The organism is Glutamicibacter sp. AOP38-B1-38, from assembly GCF_052377485.1.
In the GTDB taxonomy this organism is placed as follows: Bacteria; Actinomycetota; Actinomycetes; order Actinomycetales; family Micrococcaceae; genus Glutamicibacter.
Genome location: NZ_JBQSWU010000015.1, coordinates 78,743 through 105,650, shown reverse-complemented (window position 1 = coordinate 105,650; position 26,908 = coordinate 78,743). Strand labels below are relative to the sequence as shown.

Genomic DNA, 26,908 nt, shown 5'->3' with positions numbered 1-26,908 from the left:
GTGAACTGGCGCGGCACTACATGAATGGTGAACTGGATCATGTGGTTCTTGCAGACCCCGAAGGAAATGAATTCTGCGTGGTTTAAGTAGCATTCGACCCTCGGCGCAAAAAAAGGTCCCGCATCAGCGGGACCTTTTTATTTGGAGGGGATGACGGGAATCGAACCCGCATCATTAGTTTGGAAGACTAAGGCTTTACCACTAAGCTACATCCCCACATTTCGTGACTTCATCGCCGCGAACAGAATTTAGTCTAGACCATAAATCTAGGTCCATGCAAATCGGCTGATTTGGGTTCCGACTTGGACGCATCCTCTATAGCACCACGTGGAGCCCGGTGGGGCGATAACGCGCCGAGGGGCCAGGATCTCCTGAGTGATTCCGCACCCACGCATCCAGATGCCTAGCGTGAAGCGTCTTTGCTGCGCGGCAACTTCTGGCACCGCGGACACCAGTACAGTTTCCGACCAGCCACTTCTTCGAGTCTTATGCTCCCTGGGCACTTGCGACAGCCCATCCCCTGACGCTGATAAACGTAGTAGGCGTTGTCCGGCCAGAGCACGCCTTCAGGATCACGATCCTCTTCGCGAGTGGTAATGATCTTTCCATCGCGGACCCCGTCCTCCATGATGGCGACAATATCCCACCACAATCTGTTGGCGGTTCGCCCGGAAAGCTGGTTGGACGGAAGGCTTGGGCAAACACGATTCCGGAATAGCGCCTCGGCGCGATAAATATTCCCAACACCGCTGATCAGGTTCTGATTCATCAACGCGACGCCGATGGGTGTGCTGGTGCGCGCGAGATTGACTCGAAACTCCCTGAGCCCTGCGTCCAAGTATCGCTGGTCTACGCCTGGTTCCACCTGCCACTTGGCAGCTTGAAAACGCGCGGATGCCCCCGCCAGCGGATCCGGCCCAAGCTTCGCTAGCTGCCGTTGCACCTGATCGATGTCCAAGACTTCGCATGCGGTAGGTCCACGTAGATCCGCCCAGCCATGCTTGGATACGATGCGAGCACGGACCGCTCCGATTGGAGCAGGCGGTCCGGAGTACGACGCAGTCTCCTGCATGCTGGCTTCGCGCTCGCCTATGCGTCGTGGAGCGCCGATGGACGATGCACCAGCGAATAGGCTGTCGCCGCCAAAGTCGAAAGCCCCATAGAGGCCTAAGTGCACCCGCAGATATAGGTCGTTGGAGAAGCGGCAAAACAGTTGCTTCCCTTTGGCGAAGGCGTGCTCTAGCTCGTGGCCGTCAATGCGAGCGGCATCCGATGCAAAGCGCCCTTGGGGCGAAGAAACCTGTACCGCCTGTCCACCAAAGACATCGTCGAATTGGCGGGACAGGCGATGCAGGGAATGTCCTTCAGGCACAGTTAGTCGATAACCTCGCCGGTTGTTTCATACGAGGCGATTTTGCCGATGCGGCGCACATGTCGTTCGGCGTCGCTAAAAGGTTCAGCCAGGAATGCTTCGATTAGCTCAGCGGCTTCCACCACCGAGTGCTGGCGTCCGCCAACGGCGATGACATTTGCATTGTTGTGCTCGCGAGCAAGCTTCGCGGTATCAAGGTTCCACGCTAGCGCTGCGCGCACGCCTTCCACCTTGTTCGCAGCAATCTGTTCGCCATTGCCCGATCCGCCGAGGACGATACCCAAGGCGTCTAGCCCCGCGCGCTGATCCGCAACGACAGCTTGGGCCGCGTTAATGCAGAAAGCTGGGTAATCATCTTCTGGATCATAGGCCTCCGGCCCGTGATTGACCATTTCGTACCCTCGGTCCGTGAGGTGCTTGACCAAGAAGTCGCTCAGTTCCAGACCTGCGTGGTCAGTGGCGATATGCACGCGCATGTTTTATTGCCTCATTCATTGGGAGGAAAGCCGGTTTAATGCTCCCTCAAGCTTAGCGACCCCCGGGACATAGAATCTAACTCTGCAATGTTTCGCAGTGTCTGTGACACCTCATATGAGCACGCACTATTTTGCCAGTCATAAAAAAATTTTGCGGTCAAGGACTTGCGTGCTCCCCCGTTGCCAGTGACACAATGGAGGAAGTTATTCAATATTCGTTTCAGAAACTGAGGCGATGTCACTTCATCGCCTGAAGACGGAGAGCCCAATGCCCGGAATGAACCTCACGCGCGCCGAAGCAACCGAGCGCGCGAATCTGATCAATGTCGACAGCTACGAGGTGAGTCTGGACCTAACCCAGGGCGACCGCGTATTCACTTCCCGCACTACCGTACGTTTCACCGCGAGCCCGGGAGCAAACAGCTTCATCGACGCGATCACCGACACCGTCCGTTCGGTGGTCCTCAACGGCACCGAGCTGGATCCAGCAGTCGTCTCCGACGGTGTACGGATCCAGCTTCCAGAACTCGCGGCACAGAACGTGCTGGTGATCGACGCCGATGCGCGCTATATGAACACTGGCGAGGGACTGCACCGATTTGTAGACCCAGTCGACCAGGAGGTATATCTCTACTCCCAGTTTGAGGTCGCCGACTGCCGCCGCATGTTCGCCGTATTCGAACAGCCGGACCTTAAAGCCACCTTCCAGTTCTCGGTGAAGGCCCCGACGAAGTGGAACGTTGTTTCAAACGCGCCAACACCTCAGCCAGTGGTCGATGGCCAGGCCTCACGTTGGGATTTCCCGGCCACTCAACGCATCTCTTGCTACATCACCGCACTGATCGCAGGACCCTACGAGGTTGCAAGGGATTCGCTGGTCTCGTCCGACGGCCGCACCATAGAGCTTGGAGTCTTTGCCCGCGCCTCGATGATGCAGTATTTGGATACCGAAGATATCGTCACCATCACCCGCCAGGGATTCGAATTCTACGAAAAGAACTTCGGAGTGGCATATCCGTTTGAAAAGTACGATCAGCTTTTCGTTCCGGAATTTAATGCCGGGGCCATGGAGAACGCCGGAGCCGTTACCTTCCTCGAAGAATATATCTTCCGCTCCCGTCCGACCCACGCCATGGTGGAACGCCGAGCGATCACCATCCTGCACGAACTGGCTCACATGTGGTTCGGCGACTTGGTCACCATGAAGTGGTGGAATGACCTATGGCTCAATGAATCCTTTGCGGAGTTCATGTCGACCCTTGCCGCGGCGCAGAATACCGAGTTCACCAGTTCTTGGACCACCTTCAACATCATGGAAAAGAACTGGGCCTACCGCCAGGACCAGCTTCCGAGCACCCATCCGATCGTTGCCGAGATCAACGATTTGGAAGATGTGGAAGTCAACTTCGACGGCATCACCTATGCCAAGGGCGCTTCGGTGCTGCGCCAGCTGGTGGCCTTCGTTGGCCAAGAAGAATTCATGGCCGGTGTGCGCGAGTATTTCAAAAAGCATGCATGGTCCAACACCGAGCTGCCAGACTTGCTGACCGAGCTTGAGTCGGCAAGCGGGCGTGATTTGAGCGATTGGGGCACCTCCTGGTTGGAGACGGCCGGCGTGAATACTTTGAAGGCGGACATTTCCACCGATGATTCCGGATGCATCACCGGATTCACCATTAACCAGTCGGCCATCGAACAGTTCCCAACACTGCGCAAGCACCGGCTGGCGGTAGGCTTCTACACCCTCGATGAGCAGGGCAAGCTCGTCCGTGTACACCGCGAGGAGCTCGATGTTGCTGGCCCGGCCACTGAAGTTCCAACGCTTGTAGGAATGCAGCGACCCGATCTGGTCTTGCTTAACGACGATGACCTGACCTACACCAAGATTCGTCTGGATGAGATCTCGCTGGCTACCGCCAGCGAGCATTTGAAGGACTTCACCGAGTCATTGCCGCGCACCTTGGTGTGGAGCGCAGCTTGGGATGCGGTGCGCGATGCTGAGACCCCGGCTAGCGCCTATGTGCAACTGCTGCTCAACAATATCGGACACGAAATTGATTCCTCGGTGATCATGGTGCTGTTGCGCCAGCTGAATACCGCAATGGATTACTACGTATCCGGCGACAAAGCCAAGGAGCTATCGGTGCAAGCCGCCGATCGCCTGTGGGAATTGGCGCAGCGGGCCGAAGCAGGTTCCGATGCCCAGCTTCAGTTCGCCAAGGCCTTTGCGCATCGTTCGCGCACCGCGGCCCAGCTCGACCAGGTGGCCGGCTTGCTCAATGGCACGGTTCTGTTGCAGGGCCTTACCCTCGACACCGATCTGCGCTGGTCCTTGGCGATCGCGTTGTCTGCCGGATCCCGCATGGATGAGAAAGCCCTCGACGCGATGCTCGCAAGCGATGACACCGCTAAGGGCAAGGCAAGCTGGTTCACCGCCCGGGCAGCTCGACCGACAGCCGAGGCGAAGGCCGAGGCCTTTGCCGCAGCGACCTCGGCGACACTATCCAATGATCAGCAAGGCGCGGTGATATCCGGATTCAATATTGCCCACGATAACTCGCTGCTCGAAAGCTATACCGAGGATTACTTTAATCTGCTGATTGATGCGTGGGAGAACTTTTCCCATGAAATGGCGAAGCAGATCGTGCTCGGTTTCTACCCTTCCTCTATGGTCTCCGTGCAGACCATCGAACGCACCGATGCGTTTTTGTCGGCGCTAGGTGAAAAGCATCCGGCCATGCGCCGACTGCTGGTTGAAAGCAAAGCAGATGTGGTTCGGGCGCTGGCCGCACAGGCCACGGACGCCGAAGCCTAACTTTTAGTTTGCACCGGTGGTGTGCGGTGTGGCTCGATGGGGTTATGGTACCTAGTAGGTACGGAAACCAGCCATTGTGCCACACCGCACACCACAAGCATTTTAAAGGGTGGGAGAATAGCAGCATGGACCTCTCGCAGCACAGCTATCGAGTCGACATAGAGTGGACAGGTAATCACGGAGCTGGCACCACCAGCTATCGTGACTACGGCCGTGAGCACATCATCCGCGCGGCCGGGCTACCCGACATCGCGGGCACGGCCGATCCGACTTTTCATGGCAGCCCCGATCGCTGGAACCCCGAACAGCTCTTGTTGGCGGCCTTGAGCCAATGCCATATGCTCTCCTATCTCCATGTAGCCGTGACCCATGGAGTTGTTGTCACCAGCTATCAGGACCAGGCTTCCGGTAGCTTGCGGTTGAACCGAGATAACAGTGGAGAATTTACCGAGGTGATTCTCCGCCCGCAGGTTCAGTTAGCCGATGAGTCCCAACGAGAACTCGCGGATTCTCTCCATCAGCAAGCCAATAAGGTATGTTTCATCGCTAGATCCGTGAATTTTCCGGTTCTCCATGAACCAGTTGCCGCTTAATTTCAGGAAAGTACCCATGAGCGATTTGAACCCACTGCCCCACACCGTGAAGCGGGATCCCATGACCAATCCGGTGGTTACCGGTCCGTCGAGTGAAGAATTCCTGCAATTGGCGCAGGCACCGGTGGATGCGTCCGACTACGCCGGAACCTTCTACGCGGAAGTAGGCGGCCGCGAAGTCTTTGCGCAGCTGAGCAAAAACTTCTACGCCTCCGTTGCAGAAGACGCGGAGTTCCGGGAAATGTATCCGGAGAAGGATCTCTTCCCCGCGCAAATTCGACTACAGCTGTTCCTTGAGCAGTACTGGGGCGGCCCGACATCCTACTCGCAGCACCGCGGGCATCCACGCCTGCGCATGCGCCACATGCCTTACCTCGTCAACCCGCATAATCGAGATGTTTGGCTCGGGCATATGAATAAGGCTATCGATCAGCTGGAGCTGCCAATGCTTCATGCCGAGACGCTGCGAGAATATTTTGATCGCGCGGCGCACTCCTTGCTCAACGCATCAAGCTAAAATCTCGATAGGCAGTCCGCGCCGGGACTACCGGCGCGGATTTCGCCTCTAGGCAAGCAGGGCCGAACGGCGCAGCAGCACATGTCCCAGGCCGTTGCTGAGTCGAATCCAGTTCCCCTGGCGCAGTACACGGCTTTCGCCGCCGGGGGTCAGGAATCCCAAGGCATGCATCGCGAATGCGGCGCCAAGGGGCAGAGGCGGCTCGGTGTTCTCCAGCTCGGAAGACCAAACCCGCTGGCGGATTTGCGCTACGACAGGTTTCCCCGGATTAGCAGGTAAAGCTTGGGCTACCGCGTCAATACCTGTCTGCGTGGCTGCGGATAGAACGTCATCAGGAACGCTCCCAGCATCTTCCCACCCAGACATTGGAACGGTAATACCTGCCCACCTGGGATTTTCTTCCACTGGCGGCAACACGAATTCGGTGGATGCATCGCCCATTCGCGCCAAGCGATCCTGAATTGCGGAGAAAGAATAGCAAGCATTTACCGCGCCCGCCACGGCTAACCGATGCACACGCATACCAAGAATGGTGTAATTGCCCTGGCCTAGCTCGGCCGGGACTAGAACCGGAACATAAACCGCAAGGGCAGTGCCTCTAGCGGTCAGCAAGGCTCCGTCATCTTCAATTGCCTTTGCCCTGCTCAGCAGGTTGGCTAAATCGCTTACTGAATTGGAATCTTCAAAAACAAGTGCGTCACTGACCATAGGCCAATCGTCTCATGACTTGATCCTAATCATCCGGTGCAAGCAAGCATTTTCGTCATATGCCGGCTCCGTCGTGCGGTGCTGTCGCGAGATTCTTGACACTTGTCACGATAGAGTTTTCAAAGTCATCGCAAGCACGTCAAGGAGTCATTATCGTGACAGAGGAACTAGGCACTACTCAGATCCTGCTAGATCTCTTGGATCTAGACGGAGACGACCGGGCGCGTACGGATGAAGATATCTTCATCGGCCATACTCCCAAACAGTCTCGAACCCGAGTCTTCGGTGGCCAGGTCCTGGCCCAATCCGTGGTTGCTGGATCACGCACCGTTCCCGAGGGACGGGCAATTCATTCAATGCATGGTTACTTCCTGCGTCCAGGTGATGCATCGCAGAACATCACCTTCGGTGTCCAGCGGCTGCGTGACGGGCGTTCATTCTCGGCGAGACGAGTCCATGCCTATCAAAACGGCGTGCCCATCCTGTCCATGATTGCTTCTTTCCAGGAACCTGCTTCCGGCCTGGATCATCACGATCCGGTGCCATTTGACGTGCCGGCTCCGGAGACTTTGCGCACAACGGCGGAGATTATCGGCAAGTTCGACCACCCGGTTGCTCGCGAATGGGCCTACGAGAGGCCTTTTGATATGCGTCACATCACCGAACCGGTTTATCTTCCCGGCTATGACCAGCACGAGGCCATGGCAGCGGTATGGATGCGCACCACCGCCCCGATGCCCGATGATCCGATGCTGCACCGCGCCGCTCTGGCCTACGCCAGCGACTACATGCTGCTTGAGCCGGTGCTTCGAGGACATGGAGTCAGTTGGATTCATCGTGGCCTGAGTATCGCCAGCTTGGACCATGCCATGTGGTGGCATCGTGAATTCCGGGCCGACGAGTGGTTGCTCTACGTACTGCGATCACCGAGCGCTTCTTCGGCTCGGGGCCTCGGCACGGGGCAAGTCTTCAATGCTGCCGGTGAACTGGTAGCAACCGTAGCTCAAGAGGGCATGGTGAGACTTCCAGAATTCTTGTCCGAAGACGAATAGCCTCGGTTCGCGCTCGTTCGCAATCAGTCCCCTGGTGCGGCACGCAACGATGGACAGGCTCTTTGGTTACTTGTTCTTTGGCGAGGAGAATCAGACGCGCCAGGAAACGGGCTAGGAATGGGCAGAAGTCGTCGCGTGGCTGTTAATGTCGGCAGAACACCTGAGCTCGTTGCTTAAATATCGCCCTCGGCTTCGCCGGTTTCCAGTCTTCGGGCGCCGGCTCCTTCTTGGGCGAGCGCGTCCTCTGGATTCAGCAGCAAGCATGCTTGCATCGAAAGGCACCCGCAACCGATGCAGCCCATGAGCCTGTCTTCTAATTCTTCGATTGCTCGCCGGCGGCGCTCGAGGACCCGCTTCCATTCGTTGGATGCGCGTTGCCAGTCCTTCTCGGAGGGAATTTTATCCATTGGCACCGGCTCAAGAGCGTGCCGGATGTCCGCCAGAGGAATGCCGAGCTTGCTGCCGACGGTAATCAGCGAAATGCGTCGAAGCATATGGCGTGGGTAACGTCGCTGATTGCCGGATGTTCTGGTCGAACAGATCAATCCAATTTCTTCATAGTAGTGCAGCGCTGATTTTGCCACGCCGGTGCGTTCGCTGACGTGTCCAATCCCGAGCAGCTCCTGGCCGGGTTCTACATGTTCCGCCATGTTTGCTTCCCTATGCCCCTCATCACTGTCCAGTAGCTTGACCTCAAGTTTACTTGAGGTTCTAGGCTAATGGGTAGATGGTGTCCATGCACACAGATACTTTTCGAATAGGAACCATGGATCGCGAAGATTCAGCAAGCGAAGGACTACTTACATATGAAGAATTTGTCGGCTGATTTCCGCGATGCATTTCGCGCACACCCTGCGGGTGTAGCCTTAATCACCGCAACGGTAGCTGGCATTCCCTACGGACTAACCATCTCCAGTCTGGCATCGCTGTCCATCGAGCCTGTAGCGGTTTCTTTTTCACTCACCAAAGAATCCGGAGCCGCAGGTGCGGTACTTTCCGCAAGCTCTTTCATGATTCACATGCTGGGCGAAGACCATTCGGAGCTTGCCGACAATTTCGCCCGCCCCGGCGCTCCTCGCTTCACACCCGAACAGGGTTGGTCCTATCTGCCAACCGGCGAGCCTCACTTCGACCAGGCGCCCGTGTCCATGCGTGCACAGATTCACTCGTCGATTAGCGTCGGCGGTTCGCGGCTGATAGCGGCAGAGATCCTTCAAGTCATCATGGGAGAGCCAGTCCAGCACCTGATGTACCAGAACCGCGAATACCTGAAGCTGCCTTCGCTGCTCGATGCATCGGCACCGCGTAAATAATCAAGGCTTGCGGCGGCAACGTTACTTAGATAGCCCAAAGGCCACCACGAAAATAATTCGTGGTGGCCTTTGGCTTCGACTCAGACTTAGTCGCGAGTCAGGCGACGGTGGGTCACGCGATGCGGCTTAGCTGCGTCGGCCCCCAACCGTTCAACCTTATTGTCTTCGTAAGACTGGAAGTTTCCTTCGAACCAGTACCAGTTCGATGGGTTTTCTTCCGTACCCTCGTAGGACAAGATATGGGTTGCGACCCGGTCCAGGAACCAACGGTCGTGCGAGACGACCACTGCGCAACCGGGGAACTCGAGAAGAGCATTTTCCAGTGACGAGAGAGTTTCAACGTCAAGGTCGTTTGTAGGCTCATCGAGGAGCAAGAGGTTTCCGCCCTGCTTCAGGGTCAATGCAAGGTTCAGACGGTTACGCTCACCACCGGAGAGGACACCGGCCTTCTTCTGCTGGTCTGGGCCCTTGAAGCCGAATGCCGAGACATAGGCACGCGATGGCATCTCAACCTGACCGACCTGAATGTAGTCCAGGCCTTCCGAAACTACTTCCCATAGGGACTTTGTCGGATCAATGTTTTCGCGGTTCTGGTCAACATAGGAAATCTTGACGGTATCACCGATCTTCAGCGTGCCCCCATCGAGTTCTTCCATGCCAACAATGGTCTTGAACAGAGTCGATTTACCAACACCGTTAGGACCGATCACACCGACGATGCCATTTCGAGGAAGTGAGAAGGACAGTCCGTCGATTAGCACACGTTCGCCGAAGCCCTTGTTCAAGTCCTGGGCTTCGATGACGACCTGACCCAAGCGTGGACCAGGTGGAATCTGGATCTCTTCGAAGTCAAGCTTGCGGGTGCGCTCGGCCTCCGCAGCCATTTCTTCATAGCGGGCCAGACGAGCCTTCGACTTCGTCTGGCGTCCCTTGGCGTTGGAGCGCACCCAGTCGAGCTCTTCGGCCAGACGCTTGGCAAGCTTCTGGTCCTTTTTGCCCTGTACCTCCATACGCTCGCGCTTCTTCTCCAGGTAGGTGGAGTAGTTGCCCTCGTATGGGTGCAGGCGACCGCGGTCAACTTCACAGATCCACTCTGCGACGTGATCCAGGAAGTAACGGTCGTGGGTTACGGCCAAAACCGCGCCCGGGTAGGCTGCCAGGTGCTGTTCGAGCCACAGTACGGACTCGGCGTCCAAGTGGTTAGTAGGCTCATCGAGGAGCAACAGGTCTGGCTTCTGCAGCAGCAATTTGCACAGCGCGACGCGTCGACGCTCACCACCGGAGAGGTGGGTGACCATTTCGTCGCCCGGCGGGCAACGCAGGGCATCCATTGCCTGTTCGAGCTGGTTGTCGATGTCCCAAGCATCGGCGGCGTCAATAGCCTCCTGGAGCTTGCCCATCTCTTCTAGCAAGGTGTCGAAATCGGCACCTTCCTGAGCCATCTCTTCTGAGATTTCGTTGAATCGGGTGATCTTTTCATAGATCTCACCGACGCCTTCCTGGACGTTGCCCAGGACGGTCTTTTCTTCGTTGAGGGGTGGTTCCTGCAGCAAGATGCCCACAGAGTAACCAGGTGAAAGACGTGCCTCACCATTGGACGGGGTATCGATTCCCGCCATAATCTTCAGGATCGTTGACTTACCAGCACCGTTAGGACCCACGACACCAATTTTGGCGCCCGGGTAGAAGGACATGCTGACATCGTCAAGGATGACTTTGTCACCAACGGCCTTGCGAGCCTTGGTCATTGTGTAAATAAATTCCGCCATGGTCTTAAGGCTAGTGCCTCAGAGGGTGCAAATCCGAATCCACACACCACTATTTTGCTCCAGTGGTGCCCGGTTTCACACGTTTTCCCGCGACACCACTGAATGCAGAGGATTTACGCTGCGTCGGTGTCCCTTTCAGGCCACGAGCCACCGGTATTCTCGCTCATGGGATGGTTGCGCGATTCGATTTGGGAGGGATGTGGCGAACGTTCAATGTCTCCCGAGGCGGTTCGCACTTTAGTGAAGTGCGAAGTCCCGAACTTCAGGTCATGGCCGAACGAGAAGGCCTCAATATCAGCGCTCGTTCCGCGCGATCCATCCGCCCGTTCGAACTGGCGAATTTGGAGCTTGCCGATGATGACAATGTGGTCGCCCTGCTCCAACGACTCCATCCCATTCTCGGCCAGCCCTCGGAAAGCACTGACGGAGAACCAGTTGGTTCCGGCATCGACCCATTGCCCGGTTTCAGGGTCCTTTTTGCGTTCGTGAGTCACCGCACGAAATTTGAGCACCGCAAGCCCCTGCGGGGTGATACTCAATTGTGGCTCTGTTCCAATTACTGCACGGATGGTCACAAGATCACTCATGACGTTCTTCTCCTTTGGTCCTGCCCCGGGAGCGGCCCCGGGCTTCAGTCCATGCTGAGCCCCTGCCCATTGGATCCAGTACTCTTCAGCTCATTCTGTGGATAACTTGGATCGGTTCTTGCCCGGAAGGCTCCGAATAGCACCATCACCAAAATCACCGCCCCAGGCAAGATCCAACCCGACCAGCCCAGGATTGAGGCCTTGGTCGAATCAAGCATTGACCCCATCATCATGAACAGCGATACCAACCCCACGCTGGCATTGAAGACGCCATGAGCAAATGCGGCAGGCCAGACGGAGCCACTGAACGTGCGCAGCCAGGCAAAAAATGCCCCTACAACGATGCACATTCCGCACATCGCGGCAAGGCCCCACGCGCCCTTGGCGAATGGGTAGTTGTATCCCAATAAGATCAATGGAGCATGCCAGATACCCCAAATAACACCTGAAATCAAAATTGCGGGCACCTGCCCTATTGGCTGCAGTTTTGGCCATAGCCATCCACGCCAACCGATCTCTTCACCCAGGGCAGGAATGAGGTTCATTAATCCGGCAACGAGGATGATTCCTGCCTGGCCAAGCAAATATCTGCCGGGTCCGTCGGTCCCCGCCACGAAGTTCAAGACCATGAACTGGTTCAAGTCTCCGGGGAAGACCCCTAGCCACGTTCCAATGATTGGCGCCTGAACTATCAGGACGATCGGCAATAGGTAGGCAAGCAGCACTGCGAGCAGAAATCGCGTGGGCTTGCCAAGCGGAAGCAGTCCGGATTCCTTCAAGAATTGTTTTCCGCGACGTTGAAGCAAGCTCATACACAGGGCAGCGACAGCGGGCGTCAGCATCATACCCATGGCGATCCACATGAATTGCGGATGATGAAGGCCCGAGCCTTGCCACAACGGCAAAGCGACGAGCCACGCGAGCCCTAAACTTATGGCCGTATAACAGGCGATGCTTTTCAGACCGCCAATTCTCCATCGCTGCATACAAAGATTCCCTACTCAACGCCCAACAAAGCGGTCCTACTACAACACTAGCGTCTCCGGTTAGAGATCTTGCTTGTCAATGGGCTAAACTAATTTTCGGTTACGCCTCCGTAGCTCAGCTGGATAGAGCAAGAGCCTTCTAATCTCTAGGTCGCCGGTTCGAATCCGGCCGGGGGTACCAAATTAAACCGTCGCTCTCTTGGTAAAACAAGTGAGCGGCGGTTTTTCTTTTCGAATCGAGAAAGAGGCCGCCTTAGCGGGCTTTGACCATAGTTTTGTTTTTCAGCCCCAAGCCATGGCATCTTTTCAGATTTGCGCATCACCAAATGAAGTATTCCTCAGACCAGGATTCAGGCCTGCAACAGTCCACCACGTTCGCGATCACATCATGTCGCTTCAGGGCTAATGCGCTTGCCCGCCGAGATTGCACTCCTGCCCGTGGATCGTCACTGGCAGTCCCGCAACAATTTGATTCGAAAACTCCTAGTTTCACCCCTGCCCCAGGCCGCATCGCTTGCATGGCGCCTTCGTGGCGCTTCGCCAATCGCTTTATTGCCGATAGAAATCCTCATGCTCAGCGGCTTAGAACGAACTCCGGCTAGCCGAACACCGGGACTAAAAGTATCCGATACTTAGAGTTTCATCGGAGCCCCCTAAAAGTGCGCTAGCAGTACTCGGAATCGCATAGATTTTAGTTTCAACTTTTTTGAAACTGGGATAAACTCAAGGTGCTGTACAAATCAGGAGGAACCGGTAAATGGCGCTCATCGCCCCCGCTCGAGCAAAGCCGGTATTCGGCGAACGCTTAAGCGTTAACCTGATCTTTTTGATTGCTGGTTTATCCTTTGCCTCCTGGGCGGGCCGACTTTCGATCTTCGCCATGATCTTTGATTTTTCTGGCTCTCGGCTCGGGGCTTTCCTCTTTTGCATGACCGCCGGAACACTGGCCGGCATCACGTTTGCACCGGCACTGAGCCGAAGAATCTCGGCCAAGAACTTGCTCTTGGTGTTGCCGATAATCCTTGCCCTAATACTTGTCGGGCTAGGAATGTCCGTGTCGATACTGCACAGCGAGGTCTTAGCATTCGTCGTGCTTTTCACCAATGGGCTGGTTTTTGGTTGCCTTGACATCACCATGAATGTCAATGGGGCCAAGGTTGAACGAAAACTTGGTAAGAGCATCATGCCTTCCCTGCATGGCTACTTCAGCCTTGGCTCCTTGCTTGGCGCAGGAATCGCGACGACCACCCTCAGCTTGGGCATCACTACGGCATGGCACTTTATTCTGGTCGCCGTCGTGATCATTGCATTGGCACTAGTAGCGCAGACTGGATTCAGGGATTGGAACTACAACTACTCCCGTCCACGAGAAAGCACCCAGCTGAAGGTTTCGGGAGCACGCTCCCACCGGGGCTTATTGCTCTTGCTCGGACTTATGGTGGCTGGACTGAGCTTCGCCGAGGGGGCGGCCAATGACTGGCTGGCAGTGGCCTCGGTTGACGGCCATGGTTTGGACCACCCAACCGGTGCCTTGATGTTCACCCTGTTCGCCGGAGCCATGACGATAGGCCGGTTCGCCGGTGGGCCGATCGTGGACCGCATCGGCACCAAGTGCTCGCTGATGATCATGGGAATGATCGGCCTAATCGGGATCGTGCTATTCATCCTGGGCGAAAACACTGCAACCCTAGGAGCGGGCGCCGTACTTTGGGGTCTTGGAAGTGCCCTTGGCTTCCCTGTTGGCATGTCGATCGCTGCCTCACGTAGCGATCACCTCGGCCCACGAGCCGTGAGCGTGATCAGCGCTTTCGGTTACGGTGCGATGCTCAGCGGACCTCCGGTAATCGGATTCGTAGCGGATGTCACCGGCTTACCGCAGGCGCTATGGATCATTGCGGGTATTTTGGTGATTTCGCTGCTCATTACACCTCGCGCCGCGCAGTCCGGCAACGCGGTTGAAGTCAACCATTAGACCGGCAGGATCGCCCGCTCTTTGATATTTCGCATCACGATCGTGCTATTTAGTTTTTCTACTCCTGGCAGCTCGACTAGCACGTCATCGTATAAGTGCTGATAATGCGTCAGGTCTTTGGCGTACACACGAAGCAGGAAATCCGGTTCGCCAAACAAGCGCTGCGCTTCGACGATGAGTTCGTCCTTCTCTACAGCCGCCTCAAAGGCCTTGAGTTGGGTTCGGTCTTTCAGTGTCACGAACACCAACGCTTCGAAGGCCAGCCCTACGCGCTCAGGGGTGACAACGGCTTGATATCCGGCGATAACCCCCGTGCGTTCGAGTTCGCGAATGCGACGGTGGCATGGCGCCACCGATAGTCCCACCTTGTTCGCCAAGGCGGTTGCACTCATCCGGCCGTCCAATTGCAGCTCAGCGATAATCGCACGATCCAACTTATCCATAGCGCCAGCATACTACGCAAAATAATTGCGCTAAGCGCGGCTATCTCGAATAAATTGCGCTCAAATTTCGTCATTTCAAGCAAAATCGGCAAACACTTTTCGATGAATATTTCCTACGCTTGCCCTAGTACTGCAAGAACCACGAGGAGACACCTTGGATATCGCTCAACTAACCGGATTCCTCCTTGTCTCCGTTACGCTTGCCTGCACTCCGGGTGCCGATTGGGCGTATATCATCTCTTCTGCCATTGGGCCCAAGGGGTATTGCGCAGCGGTTTGGGGGCTCCTCACCGGATATCTGTTTCATACCGTGCTACTGGTCTGCGGTGTGGCGGCACTTGTGGCTAGCTCGCCGCAACTCTTGTTGTGGCTCACCATGGCCGGATCCCTTTACCTTTTGTGGCTTGGCATCATCACCCTCGCGAGTTGGAGATCCGCGAAATTTTATAGCGGCTCATCAGCTACACCTTCCGCGTCCATGACTCCGGTGAGTTCTTCAAGCGATCCCACGGAGCTTCCATTCGCGGCTGCCGCCGTGCTTACCGAAAGCCGTCCGCTGCTGAAAACTGCCGGCCCATGGCGCGGCGCGTTTTTCAAGGGCCTGCTCACCAGCAGCACCAACCCGAAGGCTTTGCTTCTCTACCTTGCGCTCATCCCCCAATTCATTGACCATTCTGCCGCCTGGCCGCTATCGCTGCAGACCGGAGCCCTGGGGCTCACGCACTTCGCCGTTTCAGTCCTTGTGTATTTCTCGATTGCCTTCGCCTCGCGTCTTTTATTACGCTCACGTCCACTGGCCGCACGGATAGTGACTGCATGTTCAGGAATCATCATGATCGGTCTCTCACTAGTGCTTATCTACGAGCAGTTCCTCGGCTTCTAGAAATTTCTTGAACACCGATCAAGACAATTGAACAGTGATCAAGTATGCTCTTTTCTCAGTGGTTCAATCGACCACGAAGAACGCAGCCCTACCGCCAACTAGCCACTGGTGATTTACTGGGCGAACAAGTACGTCGCGATGGAGCATTGTGGAACTACCAGAGATCCAACTTGAGCATGTCACCGTCAGCTTCGAGGACCGGACGGTCTTAGCTGATATTAATCTGACGCTCAACGAACGTCGCATCGGAATCATCGGCGCCAACGGCGCCGGGAAAAGCACCCTGTCCCGATTGCTCAACGCTCTCGTTGTTCCCACCTACGGCACGGTGCATGTAGGCGATTTGAATACCTCCAAGCATGCAAAACAGATACGCCGCGATGTAGGTTTCGTCTTCCAAAACCCTGCAAACCAAATCATCATGCCGCTGGTGGCTGATGATATTGCGTTCGGCCTGAAGAACCTAGGGCTGTCAAAGGCCGACCGCAAGGTCCGGGTCGCGCAAACCCTAGACGAGTTGAACATCAAGCATCTAGCGGACCGGGAAAGCCATACCCTTTCAGGGGGCGAGCAGCAGATGGTCGCGCTGGCCGCCGTGATTGCAATGCAGCCACGCACGATCGTCTTCGACGAGCCAACGACCATGCTCGATCTGCGCAACCGGCTACGATTCCAAGGAGAAATTGCGCAGCTTCCACAGCGCGCGATCGTGATCACGCACGATCTGGAACTGCTCGAAGATTTCGATCGCGTACTGGTCGTCACCGACGGAACCATTGCATTTGACGGCCTTCCAGCGGACGCCATCGCTCACTACCGGCAGTGGAGCCACGTATGATCGCGGCACACAATACCTCTTATCTGGCCAAGCTTCCTGCCGGACTCAAGTTTGGCGCGCTCTTGGCAATCAGCATCGGGTTGTACCTGATCCCGAGTTGGCAAGTGCTCTTCGCGCTGCTCATTGGCAGCCTCCTGCTACTGTTCAGCGCGCGAGTGAAACTTCGGCAGTTGCGCACCGCGTTGATCACCTTGTTGCTGATCCTCGGCTTTGTCTTTATTTCACTGGGAATCCAGACCACTTGGGAAAACGCTTCGGTGTCTGTGCTTCGTTTGCTCACCATGTGCATGTTCGCCTATGCGGTCAGCCTGACCACGACCTTCGACGCCATGCTGGAACTATTTCAGCAGGTAGCCTCTCCCCTGCGTTATGTGGGCGCGAACCCAGCGCAAATTTCCTTGGGTCTATCCCTGGCCATTCGATTCATCCCAGAGCTCAAGCGCGTGTATCTAGAAGTACGCGAGGCGCAGCATGCTCGCGGACTGGCCAACAACCCTGTGGCTGTAGCGGTCCCGCTGGTGATTCGCTCGCTGCGAATTGCCGACGACACCGCCGAGGCATTGGAAGCTCGTGGATACGACTCCGCCGACAAAGACAAATAACCTCTCCCTCAGCTCTCGCAGCATCACTCGATAGGACCCTCCGATGGCAACTGCCACTTCCTCGCAAACCCGAAATACCGTCTACGTAGCTATTTTTGCTGCGATGATCGCCGCCATGGGACTTGTTCCCCCAATCGTGATTGGCATCGTTCCGGTGCCCATCACCTTGCAGACCTTAGGCGTCATGCTGGCAGGCGCGCTGCTGGGTCCCATCAGAGGCATGCTCTCCAGCCTGGTTGTGGTTGTCCTTGCCCTGGCAGGATTGCCGCTCCTAGCCGGCGGCCGCGGCGGACTTGCGGTTCTACTCGGCCCAACCGGCGGCTACCTGCTCGGCTGGATCTTTGGCTCCTTAGTCATTGGCGCATTGTTCAAGTACTGGGTGCTTCGCCAGAAAAGCCAGGGCACACGCATCGTGACCGGACTGCTCTCCATACTGCTGGGTGGAATAGGCATCATCTACCTCTTCGGAATTCCCTGGACTTCCGTGGTGACCGGCCTCGACCTTGGCACCTCTGCTCTCGGTTCGCTGGCATTCATCCCCGGGGATCTGATCAAGGCAGTGGTCGCCACGCTGGTGGCCGTCACCGTTCACCGCAGCTACCAGGGACTCATGCGCTAGATCCATGAATCTCGCCAGCCAGCTGCATCATCACGCGCTCACTCGTCCAGATCACCCGGCGGTCATCAGCCTCACCCAGGTAATCGATTATGCGACCCTGTACGCCTCGAGCCACGATTTGGCTCAGGCGTTGCAACGGGATCCACGCATTGGCCGTAGGGCAGGACTCTACTGCTCGGATCCGGTCGCATTGGCCATAGGATTCCATGCTTGTCTGCTCGCCGGGGTGAGCGCCATGATTCTCGATCCGTCATGGCCTGCCGAAAAGCTCAAGGACACGCTCACGCAATTCGGGTCTCCAACGGTCCTGACGGATCAGCCCGGTGAAAGGTCGGTGACGGAGATTGGCCATACGGCCCTGCGCGTGCGCACGATATCCGATCCAGGCCAGACCCTTCCGCCCCTCGCCACCCAGACCGGCTCCGACTCCGAGCTTTTGCTTATCTTCACCTCCGGATCCACCGGCAGCCCGAAGGCAGTTGTTCGCACCCGTCATTCATGGGAGCAATCCATAAGCCGGTGCGCGACGATTCTAGGGGCCAGCAAAGATTCCAGAACACTGGTTCCCGGACCGCTTGCTCATGGCCTCGGCCTATATGCACTGGTTGAATCGGTCGCGCTCGGCGGCACGCTGGTGGCACCGGGACGTTGGCAGGCCGGGCACGTTCGGCGACTATTGCAGTCAATAAGCTGCAACCGCCTGGTCGCAGTTCCTTCGCTCGTGCGCCTGCTGCTCCAGAAGATTCCACTCCAGCGGCTCTCCGGCCTACGTCATGTGGTCACCGGCGGCGAAGCCCTGAGCCTGGATCTGGCCCAGCAGATCCTGCAACTCTCGAAGGACGTAGATTGCACCGAATACTTCGGCAGCAGCGAGCACAGCCTGATTGCCTACCGCCAGCGCAGCCTTGAAGAGACCGAGGAGAGCCCTTTCATTGGCACGCTCTTCGACGGGGTTAGGGCGCATTTGCACGCGCAGAATCGAACCGATGGGACAGGTCGGCTCATGATTCGAAGTGCCTTCAATGCCACCGGCTACGACCCGCTGGGCTCGGGCCGGCTAGAACGCTGCGAGGAAGCGACCGGAATCGGAGATATTGCCCGCTTGCTACCCGGTGGGCGTATTCAAATCCTTGGCCGCGGGGGCGAGATGATGAACATCAATGGAAACAACATCTACCCGGCCGAGATCACTAGAGCGCTCGAAGCAGCAGGCTTGAGGCAGTCGCTCGTTCTGGCGCACCGCATCGCCCACGGCAAGACGGTGCTGACCGCCTATGTGCAGCATGCTCTTCACCAGCCACTGCCCGATCCACCTGCGGTGTTGGCGGCACTGCGCGAGATTCTGCCCGTTTACAAGATTCCCCACGACGTAGTGTTTTTGCCTTCTTGGCCACTGACCGCCAGCGGCAAATGCGATATTCAGAATCTTCCAGCACCAACAACATCCGGACTAAGAAAGCTGCGCTTGCGATGAATGACGCCCTGATCATAGCCGCCAGGCGTACGCCAGTGGTGCGCTCAAATAAGGAATTCGCTCGCCTCGGAGCCGACCAACTGCTGGGTAAGGTCTTTGACGCCTTGTTGGAGGACACTGGAATCTCCCCCGCTGACGTGGACCACGTCTTCGCGGGGAACGCGGCAGGACCCGGCGGAAACATTGCGCGCGTCGCGACGCAGGTTTCTCGGCTGCCTGACTCCGTGCCGGCAACCACCCTCGATGCCCAATGCGCGAGCGCGTTGGAAGCCATCGCAGCGGCAGCCAGAATGGTGCGCTGCGGCGAGGCACGGGCCGTGATCGCTGGAGGGGTTGAATCGGTTTCCACCGCGCCATGGCGAATGGAGAAGAATGGGGATCCCGTTTCTCCGCCACGGGTCTATTCGCGCGCCCGCTTTACCCCGCACCCGCAAGCCGACCCGGAAATGGGTGTGGCCGCGGAGAACATTGCCGCACAGTTTCAGGTCTCCCGCACCGCCCAGGACGAGTTTGCCCTACGCAGCCACCAGCGCGCGGTGCAAGCGCAGCAGGCCGGACGCTTCAACCAGGAAATCGTGCCGATTGGCACTCCTTCGGGAGTGGTCCAGTCCGATACCTGCCCACGCGAGGGATTGTCGGCCAAGAAACTATCCTCCTTGCGGCCCGCCTTCGTTCCCGGCGGTACCGTGACGGCAGGCAATTCATGCCCCATAAATGATGGGGCCGCAGCCGTGTTGGTTGTCGATGCAGAGTATTTTGCACGACTTGACGCGCGCTTTGCGCTGCGGTATCTGGGCACCGGAACCGGGGCCTGCGACCCACAAATCCTCGGCATGGCAGCGGTGCCCGCGTATCAGAAGCTCGGGCAACTGCTCGGCCTCGACCGGCTCGCCCAGGCGGAACTCATTGAGTTCAACGAGGCCTTCGCCGTCCAGGCCTTGGCCTGCCTCGCCGAGCTGGGCATCGAGGCTTCAACCGTTAATCGAGACGGCGGTGCGCTGGCCTTGGGCCACCCCTACGGCGCCAGCGGGGCCTTGCTGGCCACGCGGCTCTTTTGGCAGGCACGGGCCGCCGCGCGCGGCGATGAACTGTGCCTGGCCCTCATGGCCGCCGCCGGTGGCACCGGCACGGCGATGGCTTTTGAATCGGTACTCACACATAGGCTCTAACTCCAAGGGCTCTCGTGGATAGAGGCATCTCCAGCAGAGAATCGACCTGCGGATTAAGCAAAAGGCACCTTTCGAATCTTGAAAGATTCGAAAGGTGCCTTTTTAGCTCTACAACTTAGATGTTGAACCCAAGGGCCCGCATCTGGTCGCGACCATCATCGGTAATGCGTTCTGGACCCCATGGCGGCATCCAGACCCAATTCAAACGATGCTCGTCGACAACGCTTTCCATCGCTTGGGCGACCTGCTCCTCGATAATATCGGTGAGCGGGCAAGCCGCGGTGGTCAGGGTCATGTCGAGAATAAGTGCGCCGTCTTCCGCGTACTTCAGACCGTAAAGCAGGCCCAAGTCGACGATATTAACCCCGAGTTCCGGGTCAATGACGTCCTTGAGCGCCTCCTCTACGTCTTCCAACGGAGTCGTAGCGGCTCCCGTGCTCTGTTCGGTTGATTCACTCATGGAATTTACCTTACTAGGCCTTGACGTTGAGGAAGCGGTCGTAACCTTCATCTTCCAAACGATCTGCAAGTTCCGGGCCACCCTGCTCGGCGATGCGACCGTCAACAAACACGTGCACGTGGTCTGGCTTGATGTAGCGCAGGATGCGAGTGTAGTGGGTGATCAGCAAGGTGCCCATCTGGTTATCGTCCTGAGCGCGGTTGACGCCCTCGGACACGGTCTTCAACGCGTCAACGTCGAGGCCCGAGTCGGTCTCGTCCAAGATGGCGAACTTAGGCTTGAACAGTTCCATCTGCAGGATTTCGACGCGCTTCTTCTCGCCGCCGGAGAAGCCTTCGTTGACGTTACGGCCGGCGAAGTCCGCATCGATCTTCAGCTTCGCCATGGCTTCCTTGACGTCCTTGGTCCAGGTACGCAGCTTCGGAGCTTCGCCGTCGATTGCGGTCTTGGCGGTACGCAGGAAGTTGGTCATGGTCACGCCGGGGACCTCGACCGGGTACTGCATGGCCAGGAACAGGCCCGCCTTGGCGCGCTCGTCAACGCTCATCTCCAGCACGTCGACGCCATCAAGGGTAATCGAACCCGAGGTGACCTTGTAACGTGGGTGACCGGCGATGGTCGAGGCCAAGGTGGACTTGCCCGAGCCGTTAGGGCCCATGATTGCGTGGGTTTCGTTGGTGTTGATGGTCAGCGAAACACCCTTGAGAATTTCCTTCTCACCCTGCTCGGTGTCGATCGAGACGTGCAGGTCTTTGATTTCCAGAGTAGACATACGTCGTTCCGTTTCTATATCTAAAAGGCTGGTAGAACCGGCACTACCTAGAGGGTAGTGGTTGCCAATTCTTCTTCGATGGTGTCGGTCAGGCGCTCCTGGAGCTGCTCATCACCGATCTGCTGGACGATTTCGTTCAGGAAGCCACGAACCACCAAGCGGCGTGCGGTCTTCTCATCGATACCGCGAGCCATCAGGTAGAACAGGTGCTCGTCGTCGAAGCGTCCGGTGGTGGAAGCGTGTCCGGCACCGTCGATCAGGCCGGTCTCGATTTCCAGGTTAGGCACCGAGTCGGCACGGGTTCCGTCGGTGAGCACCAGGTTGCGGTTCGCCTCGTAGGAATCGGTTCCCACGGCAGCCTTCCGGATCAGCACGTCGCCAACCCAGACGGTGTGTGCGTTCTTACCCTGCAGGGCACCCTTGTACAGCACGTTCGACTTGCAGTTCGGGACTGCGTGGTCGACGAACAAGCGGTGCTCCAAGTGCTGACCGGCGTCGGCGAAGTACAGGCCGTAGAGCTCGATCTCGGCGTGCTCTCCGGCAAAACGAGCCGAAGGGTTCACGCGCACCAGGTCGCCACCGAAGGTGACCACGATGTGCTTGAAGGTTGCGTCCTTGGCCACCGAGGCCTGCTGCGAGGAAGCGTGGATTGCATCCGATTCCCAAGCCTGCAGCGAGACAACGCGCAGACGAGCGCCCTGGCGCACATCGAATTCGATGTTCTGCGCCAGCACTGCCGAGCCTACGTGGTCGATAACGACCATGGCTTCGGAGTTCTCTTCCGCCACGATGATCAGGTGCTGAGCCGCTGGATCCAGCGACTCGCCGGTGATGCGCAGGACGCTATTCACATCTTCGGCGTTAGCCGGGATGGTGAGCACCTGTGCGCCGTTGGAGTACTTCCAGCTGTTGGCCGACACGCGGTCATCAGGGGTGAAAGCGTTGCCGCGGATCGCGTCGTCTGCCGCAACGGTGCGCAGCGAGACGTTTTCGGAACCGGTCAGTTCAACCTTCGGCGCCTTGCCGGTCAGCTCAGCGGTGTGCAAGCCACCGATGCGCTTGAGCGGGGTGAAGCGCCAGTCTTCTTCGCGTCCGGTCAGCTTCGGGAAATCCTCGACGTTGAAGCTGGTCAAACGACCGGCACGTGAAGAATCCGTCACACCTTCGCCGCCGCCGTGGCTGTGGCTCTTGGCCGAGTCGCCGGCAAGTGGGGAGGTGGCGCTGTCGTTCAATGGCGAAAGGTTTTCGCCCTCTTCTGTGAAGCCCGGGATGGAGGGGGCGCCAATGCGCGCCTTCTCATCGGGAATCTGAGTAGTGGTCTCGGACATTCTTAGCCGACCGATCCTTCCATCTGGAGTTCAATAAGGCGGTTCAGTTCCAGCGCGTATTCCATTGGAAGTTCACGGGCGATTGGCTCAACGAAGCCACGCACGATCATCGCCATTGCTTCGTCCTCGGCCAGGCCGCGGGACTGCAGGTAGAACAGCTGTTCTTCGGAAACACGGGAAACCGTTGCCTCGTGGCCCATGGTCACGTCATCCTCGCGGACGTCGATGTATGGGTAGGTGTCCGAACGCGAAATCTGGTCAACCAGCAGCGCGTCACACACGACCGAGTTCTTGGTGCCCTTGGCACCCTCGCGAACCTGAACCAGACCGCGGTAAGCGGAGCGGCCACCGTTACGGGCCACCGACTTGGCGACAATGGAGCTGGAGGTGTTCGGAGCGATGTGAACCATCTTCGAACCGGTGTCCTGGTGCTGGCCTTCGCCGGCGAAGGCGATGGACAGGGTCTCGCCCTTGGCGTGCTCGCCGACCAGGTAGACAGCCGGGTACTTCATGGTGACCTTGGAACCGATGTTGCCATCGACCCACTCCATGGTGGCGCCCTCTTCGCAGACGGCACGCTTGGTCACCAGGTTGTACACGTTGTTCGACCAGTTCTGGATCGTCGTGTAGCGGACGCGGGCGCCCTTCTTCACGATGATTTCCACGACTGCCGAGTGCAGCGAGTCCGACTGGTAGATCGGCGCGGTGCAGCCCTCGATGTAGTGGACGTAGGAGTCCTCGTCGGCGATGATCAAGGTGCGCTCGAACTGACCCATGTTTTCCGTGTTGATACGGAAGTAGGCCTGCAGCGGGATCTCCACGTGTACGCCCTTGGGGACGTAGACGAACGAGCCACCGGACCAGGTCGCGGTGTTCAACGAAGCGAACTTGTTATCGCCCGCCGGGATGACCGAGCCGAAGTACTCCTTGAAGATGTCTTCGTGTTCCTTCAACGCGGTATCCGTGTCGAGGAAGATGACGCCCTGGGCTTCGAGGTCTTCACGCAGCTGGTGGTAGACAACCTCGGACTCGTACTGAGCGGCTACGCCGGAAACCAGACGCTGCTTTTCAGCCTCTGGAATGCCCAGCTTGTCGTAGGTGTTCTTGATGTCTTCGGGCAGGTCCTCCCACGTGGTGGCCTGCTTCTCGGTCGAGCGAACGAAGTACTTGATGTTGTCGAAGTCGATGCCCGAGAGGTCTGGACCCCAGGTAGGCATTGGCTTGCGGTCGAAGTACTTCAAGCCCTTCTGGCGCAGCTCCAACATCCACTCAGGTTCTGACTTGAGGTTGGAAATGTTGGCTACAACATCGGCGTCAACGCCGCGACGTGCATTCGCACCCGCGTCGTTCTTGTCTGACCAGCCGTATTCGTAATTACCGATTCCGTGGAGTTCGGGGTTCTTCTCCAGAATATCGGAAATTACACCTGGGTCGGCAGACTCCTGTGCAATCTGATCCGTCATCGCGGCCTCTCCTGCTTCGTGAACTTAATTCGAGTTCTCTTCTCAGCGCGTATTGGCGCCTTTCCGCGACCCACAGGGATGTGGGTCGTGCACACATGTCCACCGCCGGCCAGCGTCGACAGCCTTCTCACGTCGACACCGACCAGACGGGCAAACATTTCAGTTTCCATGTCGCAAAACACCGGAAACTCGCGTGCCAAATCTTGTATGGGGCAGTGCCCCTGGCACAGCTGAACGCTGCGCATTAGTGCTGTTGAAACCTTCGCTTCAACCTTGCGGGTGTAGCCAACGAAGCCGTCGGAGCTAAGCAATTCGCTGAGCTTCGCCGCCCGTTCCTCCAGCCCTTCAACACCGTCTAATGCTTTCGCATAGCGGCTTTCCATCGTCGCGAAGCGGTCCTGGGCGAATTTGCGAATCGCATCTTCTCCCGCCGCGTCCCCCAGCACTTTGAGTGCCTGGGTGGCGATATCCAGGTAGTCATTGCCCAGTTTCGTCTGTCCCCGGTGCGAAAGTACGTACCGACGGGACGGACGGCCTGCGCCCGACTTCTGGTTGGCTACCAGCTTCACCTCTACCAGTCCGGTTTTGGACAAGGCATCGAGGTGACGCCGAACCGCCGCGGGCGTGAACCCGAGCTTGGTGCCAAGCTCGGCCGCACTAACCGGTCCATCTTCAAGGACTGCGTTCAGAACTCGGTCTCGCGTGCGCTCCTCAGTATCCCCAACCGCGTCAACCGTAGTGCCAGTTGTGGTACTAGCTGTGTCTGAATTAGATGAATACACAACATAAGCATGCCTATATTTTTAGCGTACGTCTAGTAAGGAAGGACTTACTAAGGTAGAGCTTGTCACCTTGTGAATCTCGCGGATTTTCTCTTCCGCTACAACCATCATCCTCCGCACGCAAACCTAATTCGAGTCTTCGTGACAAAGGACTCAGGGCCCTTGACTTCGACATGACGTAGAATGCTGTGGTGTCTTCAGTTACTCCCAGCCTCATCATCAATGAGCTGAGCAAGGATCTGGGACCGGTTCCTGCGCTGAATAATCGCATGCTCAGGGTCCTGGATTCCGTCTCCCTCAAAGCCTTCCCCGGGCAGGTCACCACGCTTCTCGGCTCCAATGGCGCCGGCAAATCAACGACCCTCGCCTGCGCCCAGGGGCTTATGCGCCCGGAAAGCGGAACGGTGCAATTGCTCGGCCAGGATCCCTATGGGGACAATCCAGACCTCCGCTCGCGTGTCGGCGTCATGCTGCAGGACGGCGGGCTGCCACCCTCGATGCGCCCGGTTCCCTTGCTGCGCCATGTCGCGGCCATGTACAAGAACCCAATAGATATTAACGCGCTGATAACGCGTCTAGATCTCGAATCCTTCGGCAGCCGCACCATCCGCCGGCTTTCCGGCGGCCAAAAACAACGCATCGCCCTGGCCCTGGCGCTGGCCGGGGACCCGGAGGTCCTGTTCTTGGACGAGCCAAGCGCGGGACTGGACCCGCAGTCGCGCCAAGTAGTTTTCGACCTGATCAGCGAACAGCGCGACGCCGGCAAGGCGATCGTGCTCACCACCCATCTGATGGATGACGCGCAACGCCTCAGTGATTACGTGTACATCATCGACAAGGGCCGCACCGTTGCGCAGGGCACCGTCGCCGAATTGACGACACTGGCCGCCGCCGAACATGAGACCCGCCCGGTGAGCTTTGGGGCGGCACCTGGCCTCGCGCTACCGCACCCGCCGGCAGGCCTGCACTTGAGCGAAACGGCACCCGGCGAGTACCACCTGACCGGAGTGAGCGCCGCGGAGCATCTGCACTGGCTCACCAGCTGGTGGGCACGCGAGGGAATCCTGCCTAAGCATATGAATCTGCAGGCACGCAGCCTCGAAGATGTTTTTCTGGAATTCGCGCAAAAGGAGGTACCGGCATGAGCCAGACAGCCGCCAAATCCAACGCGGTTTCCACACCCAAGCGCATCGCGCTCCAGGGCAAATACGAAACGATCATGATGCTCAGCAATGGCGAGCAACTGGTACTCGCGGTGGTACTGCCCATCATCGCCTTGTTCGGTCTCACCTTAACCGATTTGCTCGAAGGCGTTGCCCCGCGCAGCATCGATGCAGCCGTCCCCGGCGTATTGGCCCTGTGCGTGATCTCCACGGCCTTCACTGGCCAAGGCATTGGAACTGGCTTCGACCGCCGATATGGCGTGCTGCGGATGTTCTCCACTACTCCCCTGGGAAAGACCGGATTGATCTTCGGCAAGGTCATTGCGGTGCTCACCGTGCTGGCCATCCAGGTAGTCCTCATCACCCTTGTGGCCTTGCTGCTCGGATGGGAGCCAAACCTGTTTGGAATCCTTCCGGCGATCCTGTTCTTGCTGCTCGGGGCAGCGGCCTTCACCGCCCTGGGGCTGTTGATTGCCGGCACAGTTCGCCCCGAAGCCACATTGGCAATCACGAATTTGGCGTGGATCCTGCTCGCCGGAGTGGGCGGGGTGCTCTTCCCGCTGAGCATGGCGCCGCATTGGATCCAGCCGACCCTGGACGCCTTGCCCTCTGCCGCACTCGGCGATGCGATGCGCTCGGCGCTCATAGAAGGCCGGTTCAGCATCGCGAGCGTGATCTTCTTGGTGCTTTGGGCCGCAGCTGGTTCATTTGCTGCCATCAAACTATTCAAATGGAACTAACCAGAACACCAA

At 57.7% G+C, this 26,908-nt stretch carries 28 protein-coding genes and 2 tRNA genes; 15 read left to right on the top strand and 15 right to left on the bottom strand.

Features of this window, described 5'->3' with window-relative positions; translation table 11 throughout:
* Nucleotides 1-142 precede the first annotated feature (142 nt).
* The 3 genes from ACT3TP_RS10735 to ACT3TP_RS10725 form a co-directional block, all read right to left on the bottom strand.
* Nucleotides 143-216, bottom strand: a tRNA-Gly gene (locus tag ACT3TP_RS10735).
* Between the two features lie 187 nt (nt 217-403).
* A complete protein-coding gene (locus ACT3TP_RS10730) occupies nt 404-1,372 on the bottom strand; it encodes an Fpg/Nei family DNA glycosylase (RefSeq protein ID WP_444620576.1) in 969 nt (322 codons plus the stop codon).
* Between the two features lie 2 nt (nt 1,373-1,374).
* Nucleotides 1,375-1,848: a ribose-5-phosphate isomerase gene (locus ACT3TP_RS10725; RefSeq protein ID WP_096285078.1), complete on the bottom strand. Its 474-nt coding sequence runs from the start codon at nt 1,846-1,848 to the stop codon at nt 1,375-1,377.
* A 268-nt stretch (nt 1,849-2,116) separates the two neighbouring features.
* On the opposite strand from ACT3TP_RS10725, the gene pepN reads away from it, so the two are divergent.
* The 3 genes from pepN to ACT3TP_RS10710 all read left to right on the top strand — a co-directional run bounded on the left by pepN (nt 2,117) and on the right by ACT3TP_RS10710 (nt 5,773).
* A complete protein-coding gene (gene pepN, locus ACT3TP_RS10720) occupies nt 2,117-4,663 on the top strand; it encodes an aminopeptidase N (protein ID WP_444620578.1) in 2,547 nt (848 codons plus the stop codon).
* Between the two features lie 125 nt (nt 4,664-4,788).
* Entirely contained in the window at nt 4,789-5,256 is a 468-nt protein-coding gene (locus tag ACT3TP_RS10715; protein WP_096285082.1) for an OsmC family protein, read from the top strand.
* A gap of 16 nt (nt 5,257-5,272) precedes the next feature.
* Nucleotides 5,273-5,773, top strand: coding sequence for a globin (locus ACT3TP_RS10710; protein ID WP_444620575.1), 501 nt, complete (start codon nt 5,273-5,275; stop codon nt 5,771-5,773).
* A gap of 48 nt (nt 5,774-5,821) precedes the next feature.
* Here the strand turns inward: ACT3TP_RS10710 and ACT3TP_RS10705 are convergent, their stop codons facing one another.
* Nucleotides 5,822-6,139, bottom strand: coding sequence for a hypothetical protein (locus ACT3TP_RS10705; protein ID WP_444620574.1), 318 nt, complete (start codon nt 6,137-6,139; stop codon nt 5,822-5,824).
* A 497-nt stretch (nt 6,140-6,636) separates the two neighbouring features.
* Here ACT3TP_RS10705 and ACT3TP_RS10700 point away from each other — a divergent pair, with 497 nt between their 5' ends.
* Nucleotides 6,637-7,533, top strand: a complete 897-nt coding sequence (locus ACT3TP_RS10700) for an acyl-CoA thioesterase (protein WP_444620573.1) — start codon at nt 6,637-6,639, stop codon at nt 7,531-7,533.
* 173 nt (nt 7,534-7,706) lie between these two features.
* Here ACT3TP_RS10700 and soxR read toward each other — a convergent pair whose 3' ends face one another.
* Nucleotides 7,707-8,183: a redox-sensitive transcriptional activator SoxR gene (soxR, locus tag ACT3TP_RS10695; protein ID WP_444620572.1), complete on the bottom strand. Its 477-nt coding sequence runs from the start codon at nt 8,181-8,183 to the stop codon at nt 7,707-7,709.
* Nucleotides 8,184-8,339: 156 nt separating this feature from the next.
* Here soxR and ACT3TP_RS10690 point away from each other — a divergent pair, with 156 nt between their 5' ends.
* Nucleotides 8,340-8,846 carry a flavin reductase family protein gene (locus ACT3TP_RS10690; protein WP_444620571.1) on the top strand — a complete coding sequence of 169 codons (507 nt, stop codon included), beginning with the start codon at nt 8,340-8,342 and terminating at the stop codon, nt 8,844-8,846.
* Between the two features lie 86 nt (nt 8,847-8,932).
* Here the strand turns inward: ACT3TP_RS10690 and ettA are convergent, their stop codons facing one another.
* The 3 genes from ettA to ACT3TP_RS10675 form a co-directional block, all read right to left on the bottom strand.
* On the bottom strand, nt 8,933-10,615 hold the full coding sequence (gene ettA, locus ACT3TP_RS10685; RefSeq protein ID WP_096285090.1) for an energy-dependent translational throttle protein EttA: 1,683 nt from the start codon (nt 10,613-10,615) through the stop codon (nt 8,933-8,935).
* Between the two features lie 113 nt (nt 10,616-10,728).
* A complete protein-coding gene (locus ACT3TP_RS10680) occupies nt 10,729-11,202 on the bottom strand; it encodes a single-stranded DNA-binding protein (RefSeq protein ID WP_096285092.1) in 474 nt (157 codons plus the stop codon).
* A 44-nt stretch (nt 11,203-11,246) separates the two neighbouring features.
* A complete protein-coding gene (locus ACT3TP_RS10675; RefSeq protein WP_217990358.1) occupies nt 11,247-12,014 on the bottom strand; it encodes a CPBP family intramembrane glutamic endopeptidase in 768 nt (255 codons plus the stop codon).
* A 278-nt stretch (nt 12,015-12,292) separates the two neighbouring features.
* On the opposite strand from ACT3TP_RS10675, the gene ACT3TP_RS10670 reads away from it, so the two are divergent.
* Nucleotides 12,293-12,369 (top strand) — tRNA-Arg (locus ACT3TP_RS10670).
* 542 nt (nt 12,370-12,911) lie between these two features.
* Here the strand turns inward: ACT3TP_RS10670 and ACT3TP_RS10665 are convergent.
* Nucleotides 12,912-13,181, bottom strand: a complete 270-nt coding sequence (locus ACT3TP_RS10665) for a hypothetical protein (protein ID WP_176484130.1) — start codon at nt 13,179-13,181, stop codon at nt 12,912-12,914.
* 61 nt (nt 13,182-13,242) lie between these two features.
* On the opposite strand from ACT3TP_RS10665, the gene ACT3TP_RS10660 reads away from it, so the two are divergent.
* Entirely contained in the window at nt 13,243-14,160 is a 918-nt protein-coding gene (locus ACT3TP_RS10660) for an MFS transporter (RefSeq protein ID WP_176484131.1), read from the top strand.
* Here ACT3TP_RS10660 and ACT3TP_RS10655 read toward each other — a convergent pair.
* A complete protein-coding gene (locus ACT3TP_RS10655; RefSeq protein WP_096285098.1) occupies nt 14,157-14,603 on the bottom strand; it encodes an Lrp/AsnC family transcriptional regulator in 447 nt (148 codons plus the stop codon). The genes ACT3TP_RS10660 and ACT3TP_RS10655 overlap by 4 nt on opposite strands.
* A gap of 154 nt (nt 14,604-14,757) precedes the next feature.
* Here ACT3TP_RS10655 and ACT3TP_RS10650 point away from each other — a divergent pair, with 154 nt between their 5' ends.
* From ACT3TP_RS10650 to ACT3TP_RS10625, 6 genes are all read left to right on the top strand, one after another.
* On the top strand, nt 14,758-15,486 hold the full coding sequence (locus ACT3TP_RS10650; protein ID WP_096285100.1) for a LysE family translocator: 729 nt from the start codon (nt 14,758-14,760) through the stop codon (nt 15,484-15,486).
* 148 nt (nt 15,487-15,634) lie between these two features.
* Nucleotides 15,635-16,324, top strand: a complete 690-nt coding sequence (locus ACT3TP_RS10645; protein WP_096285102.1) for an energy-coupling factor ABC transporter ATP-binding protein — start codon at nt 15,635-15,637, stop codon at nt 16,322-16,324.
* Entirely contained in the window at nt 16,321-16,926 is a 606-nt protein-coding gene (locus tag ACT3TP_RS10640; RefSeq protein WP_444620570.1) for an energy-coupling factor transporter transmembrane component T family protein, read from the top strand. The genes ACT3TP_RS10645 and ACT3TP_RS10640 overlap by 4 nt, the downstream gene beginning before the upstream one ends.
* Nucleotides 16,927-16,969: 43 nt before the next feature.
* Entirely contained in the window at nt 16,970-17,545 is a 576-nt protein-coding gene (locus ACT3TP_RS10635; protein ID WP_444620569.1) for a biotin transporter BioY, read from the top strand.
* 4 nt (nt 17,546-17,549) lie between these two features.
* The gene (locus ACT3TP_RS10630; protein WP_444620568.1) at nt 17,550-19,019 is read left to right on the top strand and encodes a class I adenylate-forming enzyme family protein; all 1,470 of its coding nucleotides are present in this window, start codon (nt 17,550-17,552) and stop codon (nt 19,017-19,019) included.
* Nucleotides 19,016-20,188, top strand: coding sequence for a thiolase family protein (locus ACT3TP_RS10625; protein WP_444620567.1), 1,173 nt, complete (start codon nt 19,016-19,018; stop codon nt 20,186-20,188). Before ACT3TP_RS10630 ends, ACT3TP_RS10625 begins: the two co-directional genes overlap by 4 nt.
* A 115-nt stretch (nt 20,189-20,303) precedes the next feature.
* Here the strand turns inward: ACT3TP_RS10625 and ACT3TP_RS10620 are convergent, their stop codons facing one another.
* From ACT3TP_RS10620 to ACT3TP_RS10600, 5 genes are read right to left on the bottom strand one after another with little or no spacing between them, the layout of a single operon-like run.
* A complete protein-coding gene (locus ACT3TP_RS10620; RefSeq protein WP_096285112.1) occupies nt 20,304-20,648 on the bottom strand; it encodes a metal-sulfur cluster assembly factor in 345 nt (114 codons plus the stop codon).
* 13 nt (nt 20,649-20,661) lie between these two features.
* Nucleotides 20,662-21,420 carry a Fe-S cluster assembly ATPase SufC gene (gene sufC, locus ACT3TP_RS10615; protein ID WP_096285114.1) on the bottom strand — a complete coding sequence of 253 codons (759 nt, stop codon included), beginning with the start codon at nt 21,418-21,420 and terminating at the stop codon, nt 20,662-20,664.
* A gap of 47 nt (nt 21,421-21,467) precedes the next feature.
* Complete coding sequence (gene sufD / locus ACT3TP_RS10610) at nt 21,468-22,748, bottom strand: Fe-S cluster assembly protein SufD (protein ID WP_444620566.1); 1,281 nt, start codon at nt 22,746-22,748, stop codon at nt 21,468-21,470.
* Between the two features lie 2 nt (nt 22,749-22,750).
* The gene (sufB, locus tag ACT3TP_RS10605; protein WP_096285118.1) at nt 22,751-24,211 is read right to left on the bottom strand and encodes a Fe-S cluster assembly protein SufB; all 1,461 of its coding nucleotides are present in this window, start codon (nt 24,209-24,211) and stop codon (nt 22,751-22,753) included.
* On the bottom strand, nt 24,208-24,993 hold the full coding sequence (locus tag ACT3TP_RS10600) for a helix-turn-helix transcriptional regulator (RefSeq protein ID WP_444620565.1): 786 nt from the start codon (nt 24,991-24,993) through the stop codon (nt 24,208-24,210). Before ACT3TP_RS10600 ends, sufB begins: the two co-directional genes overlap by 4 nt.
* A gap of 191 nt (nt 24,994-25,184) precedes the next feature.
* On the opposite strand from ACT3TP_RS10600, the gene ACT3TP_RS10595 reads away from it, so the two are divergent.
* Together ACT3TP_RS10595 and ACT3TP_RS10590 are read left to right on the top strand one after the other, a co-directional pair.
* Complete coding sequence (locus ACT3TP_RS10595; protein ID WP_444620564.1) at nt 25,185-26,138, top strand: ABC transporter ATP-binding protein; 954 nt, start codon at nt 25,185-25,187, stop codon at nt 26,136-26,138.
* Nucleotides 26,135-26,896, top strand: coding sequence for an ABC transporter permease (locus ACT3TP_RS10590; RefSeq protein WP_444620563.1), 762 nt, complete (start codon nt 26,135-26,137; stop codon nt 26,894-26,896). Before ACT3TP_RS10595 ends, ACT3TP_RS10590 begins: the two co-directional genes overlap by 4 nt.
* Nucleotides 26,897-26,908: the final 12 nt, after the last annotated feature.

Coding starts and splice junctions, on each gene's coding strand:
- ACT3TP_RS10725 (WP_096285078.1), bottom strand. CDS start 1,848: ATGCGCGTGCATATCGCCACTGACCACGCAGGTCTGGAACTGAGCGAC.
- pepN (WP_444620578.1), top strand. CDS start 2,117: ATGCCCGGAATGAACCTCACGCGCGCCGAAGCAACCGAGCGCGCGAAT.
- ACT3TP_RS10715 (WP_096285082.1), top strand. CDS start 4,789: ATGGACCTCTCGCAGCACAGCTATCGAGTCGACATAGAGTGGACAGGT.
- ACT3TP_RS10710 (WP_444620575.1), top strand. CDS start 5,273: ATGAGCGATTTGAACCCACTGCCCCACACCGTGAAGCGGGATCCCATG.
- ACT3TP_RS10705 (WP_444620574.1), bottom strand. CDS start 6,139: ATGTCTGGGTGGGAAGATGCTGGGAGCGTTCCTGATGACGTTCTATCC.
- soxR (WP_444620572.1), bottom strand. CDS start 8,183: ATGGCGGAACATGTAGAACCCGGCCAGGAGCTGCTCGGGATTGGACAC.
- ACT3TP_RS10690 (WP_444620571.1), top strand. CDS start 8,340: ATGAAGAATTTGTCGGCTGATTTCCGCGATGCATTTCGCGCACACCCT.
- ettA (WP_096285090.1), bottom strand. CDS start 10,615: ATGGCGGAATTTATTTACACAATGACCAAGGCTCGCAAGGCCGTTGGT.
- ACT3TP_RS10680 (WP_096285092.1), bottom strand. CDS start 11,202: ATGAGTGATCTTGTGACCATCCGTGCAGTAATTGGAACAGAGCCACAA.
- ACT3TP_RS10675 (WP_217990358.1), bottom strand. CDS start 12,014: ATGAGCTTGCTTCAACGTCGCGGAAAACAATTCTTGAAGGAATCCGGA.
- ACT3TP_RS10655 (WP_096285098.1), bottom strand. CDS start 14,603: ATGGATAAGTTGGATCGTGCGATTATCGCTGAGCTGCAATTGGACGGC.
- ACT3TP_RS10640 (WP_444620570.1), top strand. CDS start 16,321: ATGATCGCGGCACACAATACCTCTTATCTGGCCAAGCTTCCTGCCGGA.
- ACT3TP_RS10635 (WP_444620569.1), top strand. CDS start 16,970: ATGGCAACTGCCACTTCCTCGCAAACCCGAAATACCGTCTACGTAGCT.
- ACT3TP_RS10630 (WP_444620568.1), top strand. CDS start 17,550: ATGAATCTCGCCAGCCAGCTGCATCATCACGCGCTCACTCGTCCAGAT.
- ACT3TP_RS10625 (WP_444620567.1), top strand. CDS start 19,016: ATGAATGACGCCCTGATCATAGCCGCCAGGCGTACGCCAGTGGTGCGC.
- ACT3TP_RS10620 (WP_096285112.1), bottom strand. CDS start 20,648: ATGAGTGAATCAACCGAACAGAGCACGGGAGCCGCTACGACTCCGTTG.
- sufC (WP_096285114.1), bottom strand. CDS start 21,420: ATGTCTACTCTGGAAATCAAAGACCTGCACGTCTCGATCGACACCGAG.
- sufD (WP_444620566.1), bottom strand. CDS start 22,748: ATGTCCGAGACCACTACTCAGATTCCCGATGAGAAGGCGCGCATTGGC.
- sufB (WP_096285118.1), bottom strand. CDS start 24,211: ATGACGGATCAGATTGCACAGGAGTCTGCCGACCCAGGTGTAATTTCC.
- ACT3TP_RS10590 (WP_444620563.1), top strand. CDS start 26,135: ATGAGCCAGACAGCCGCCAAATCCAACGCGGTTTCCACACCCAAGCGC.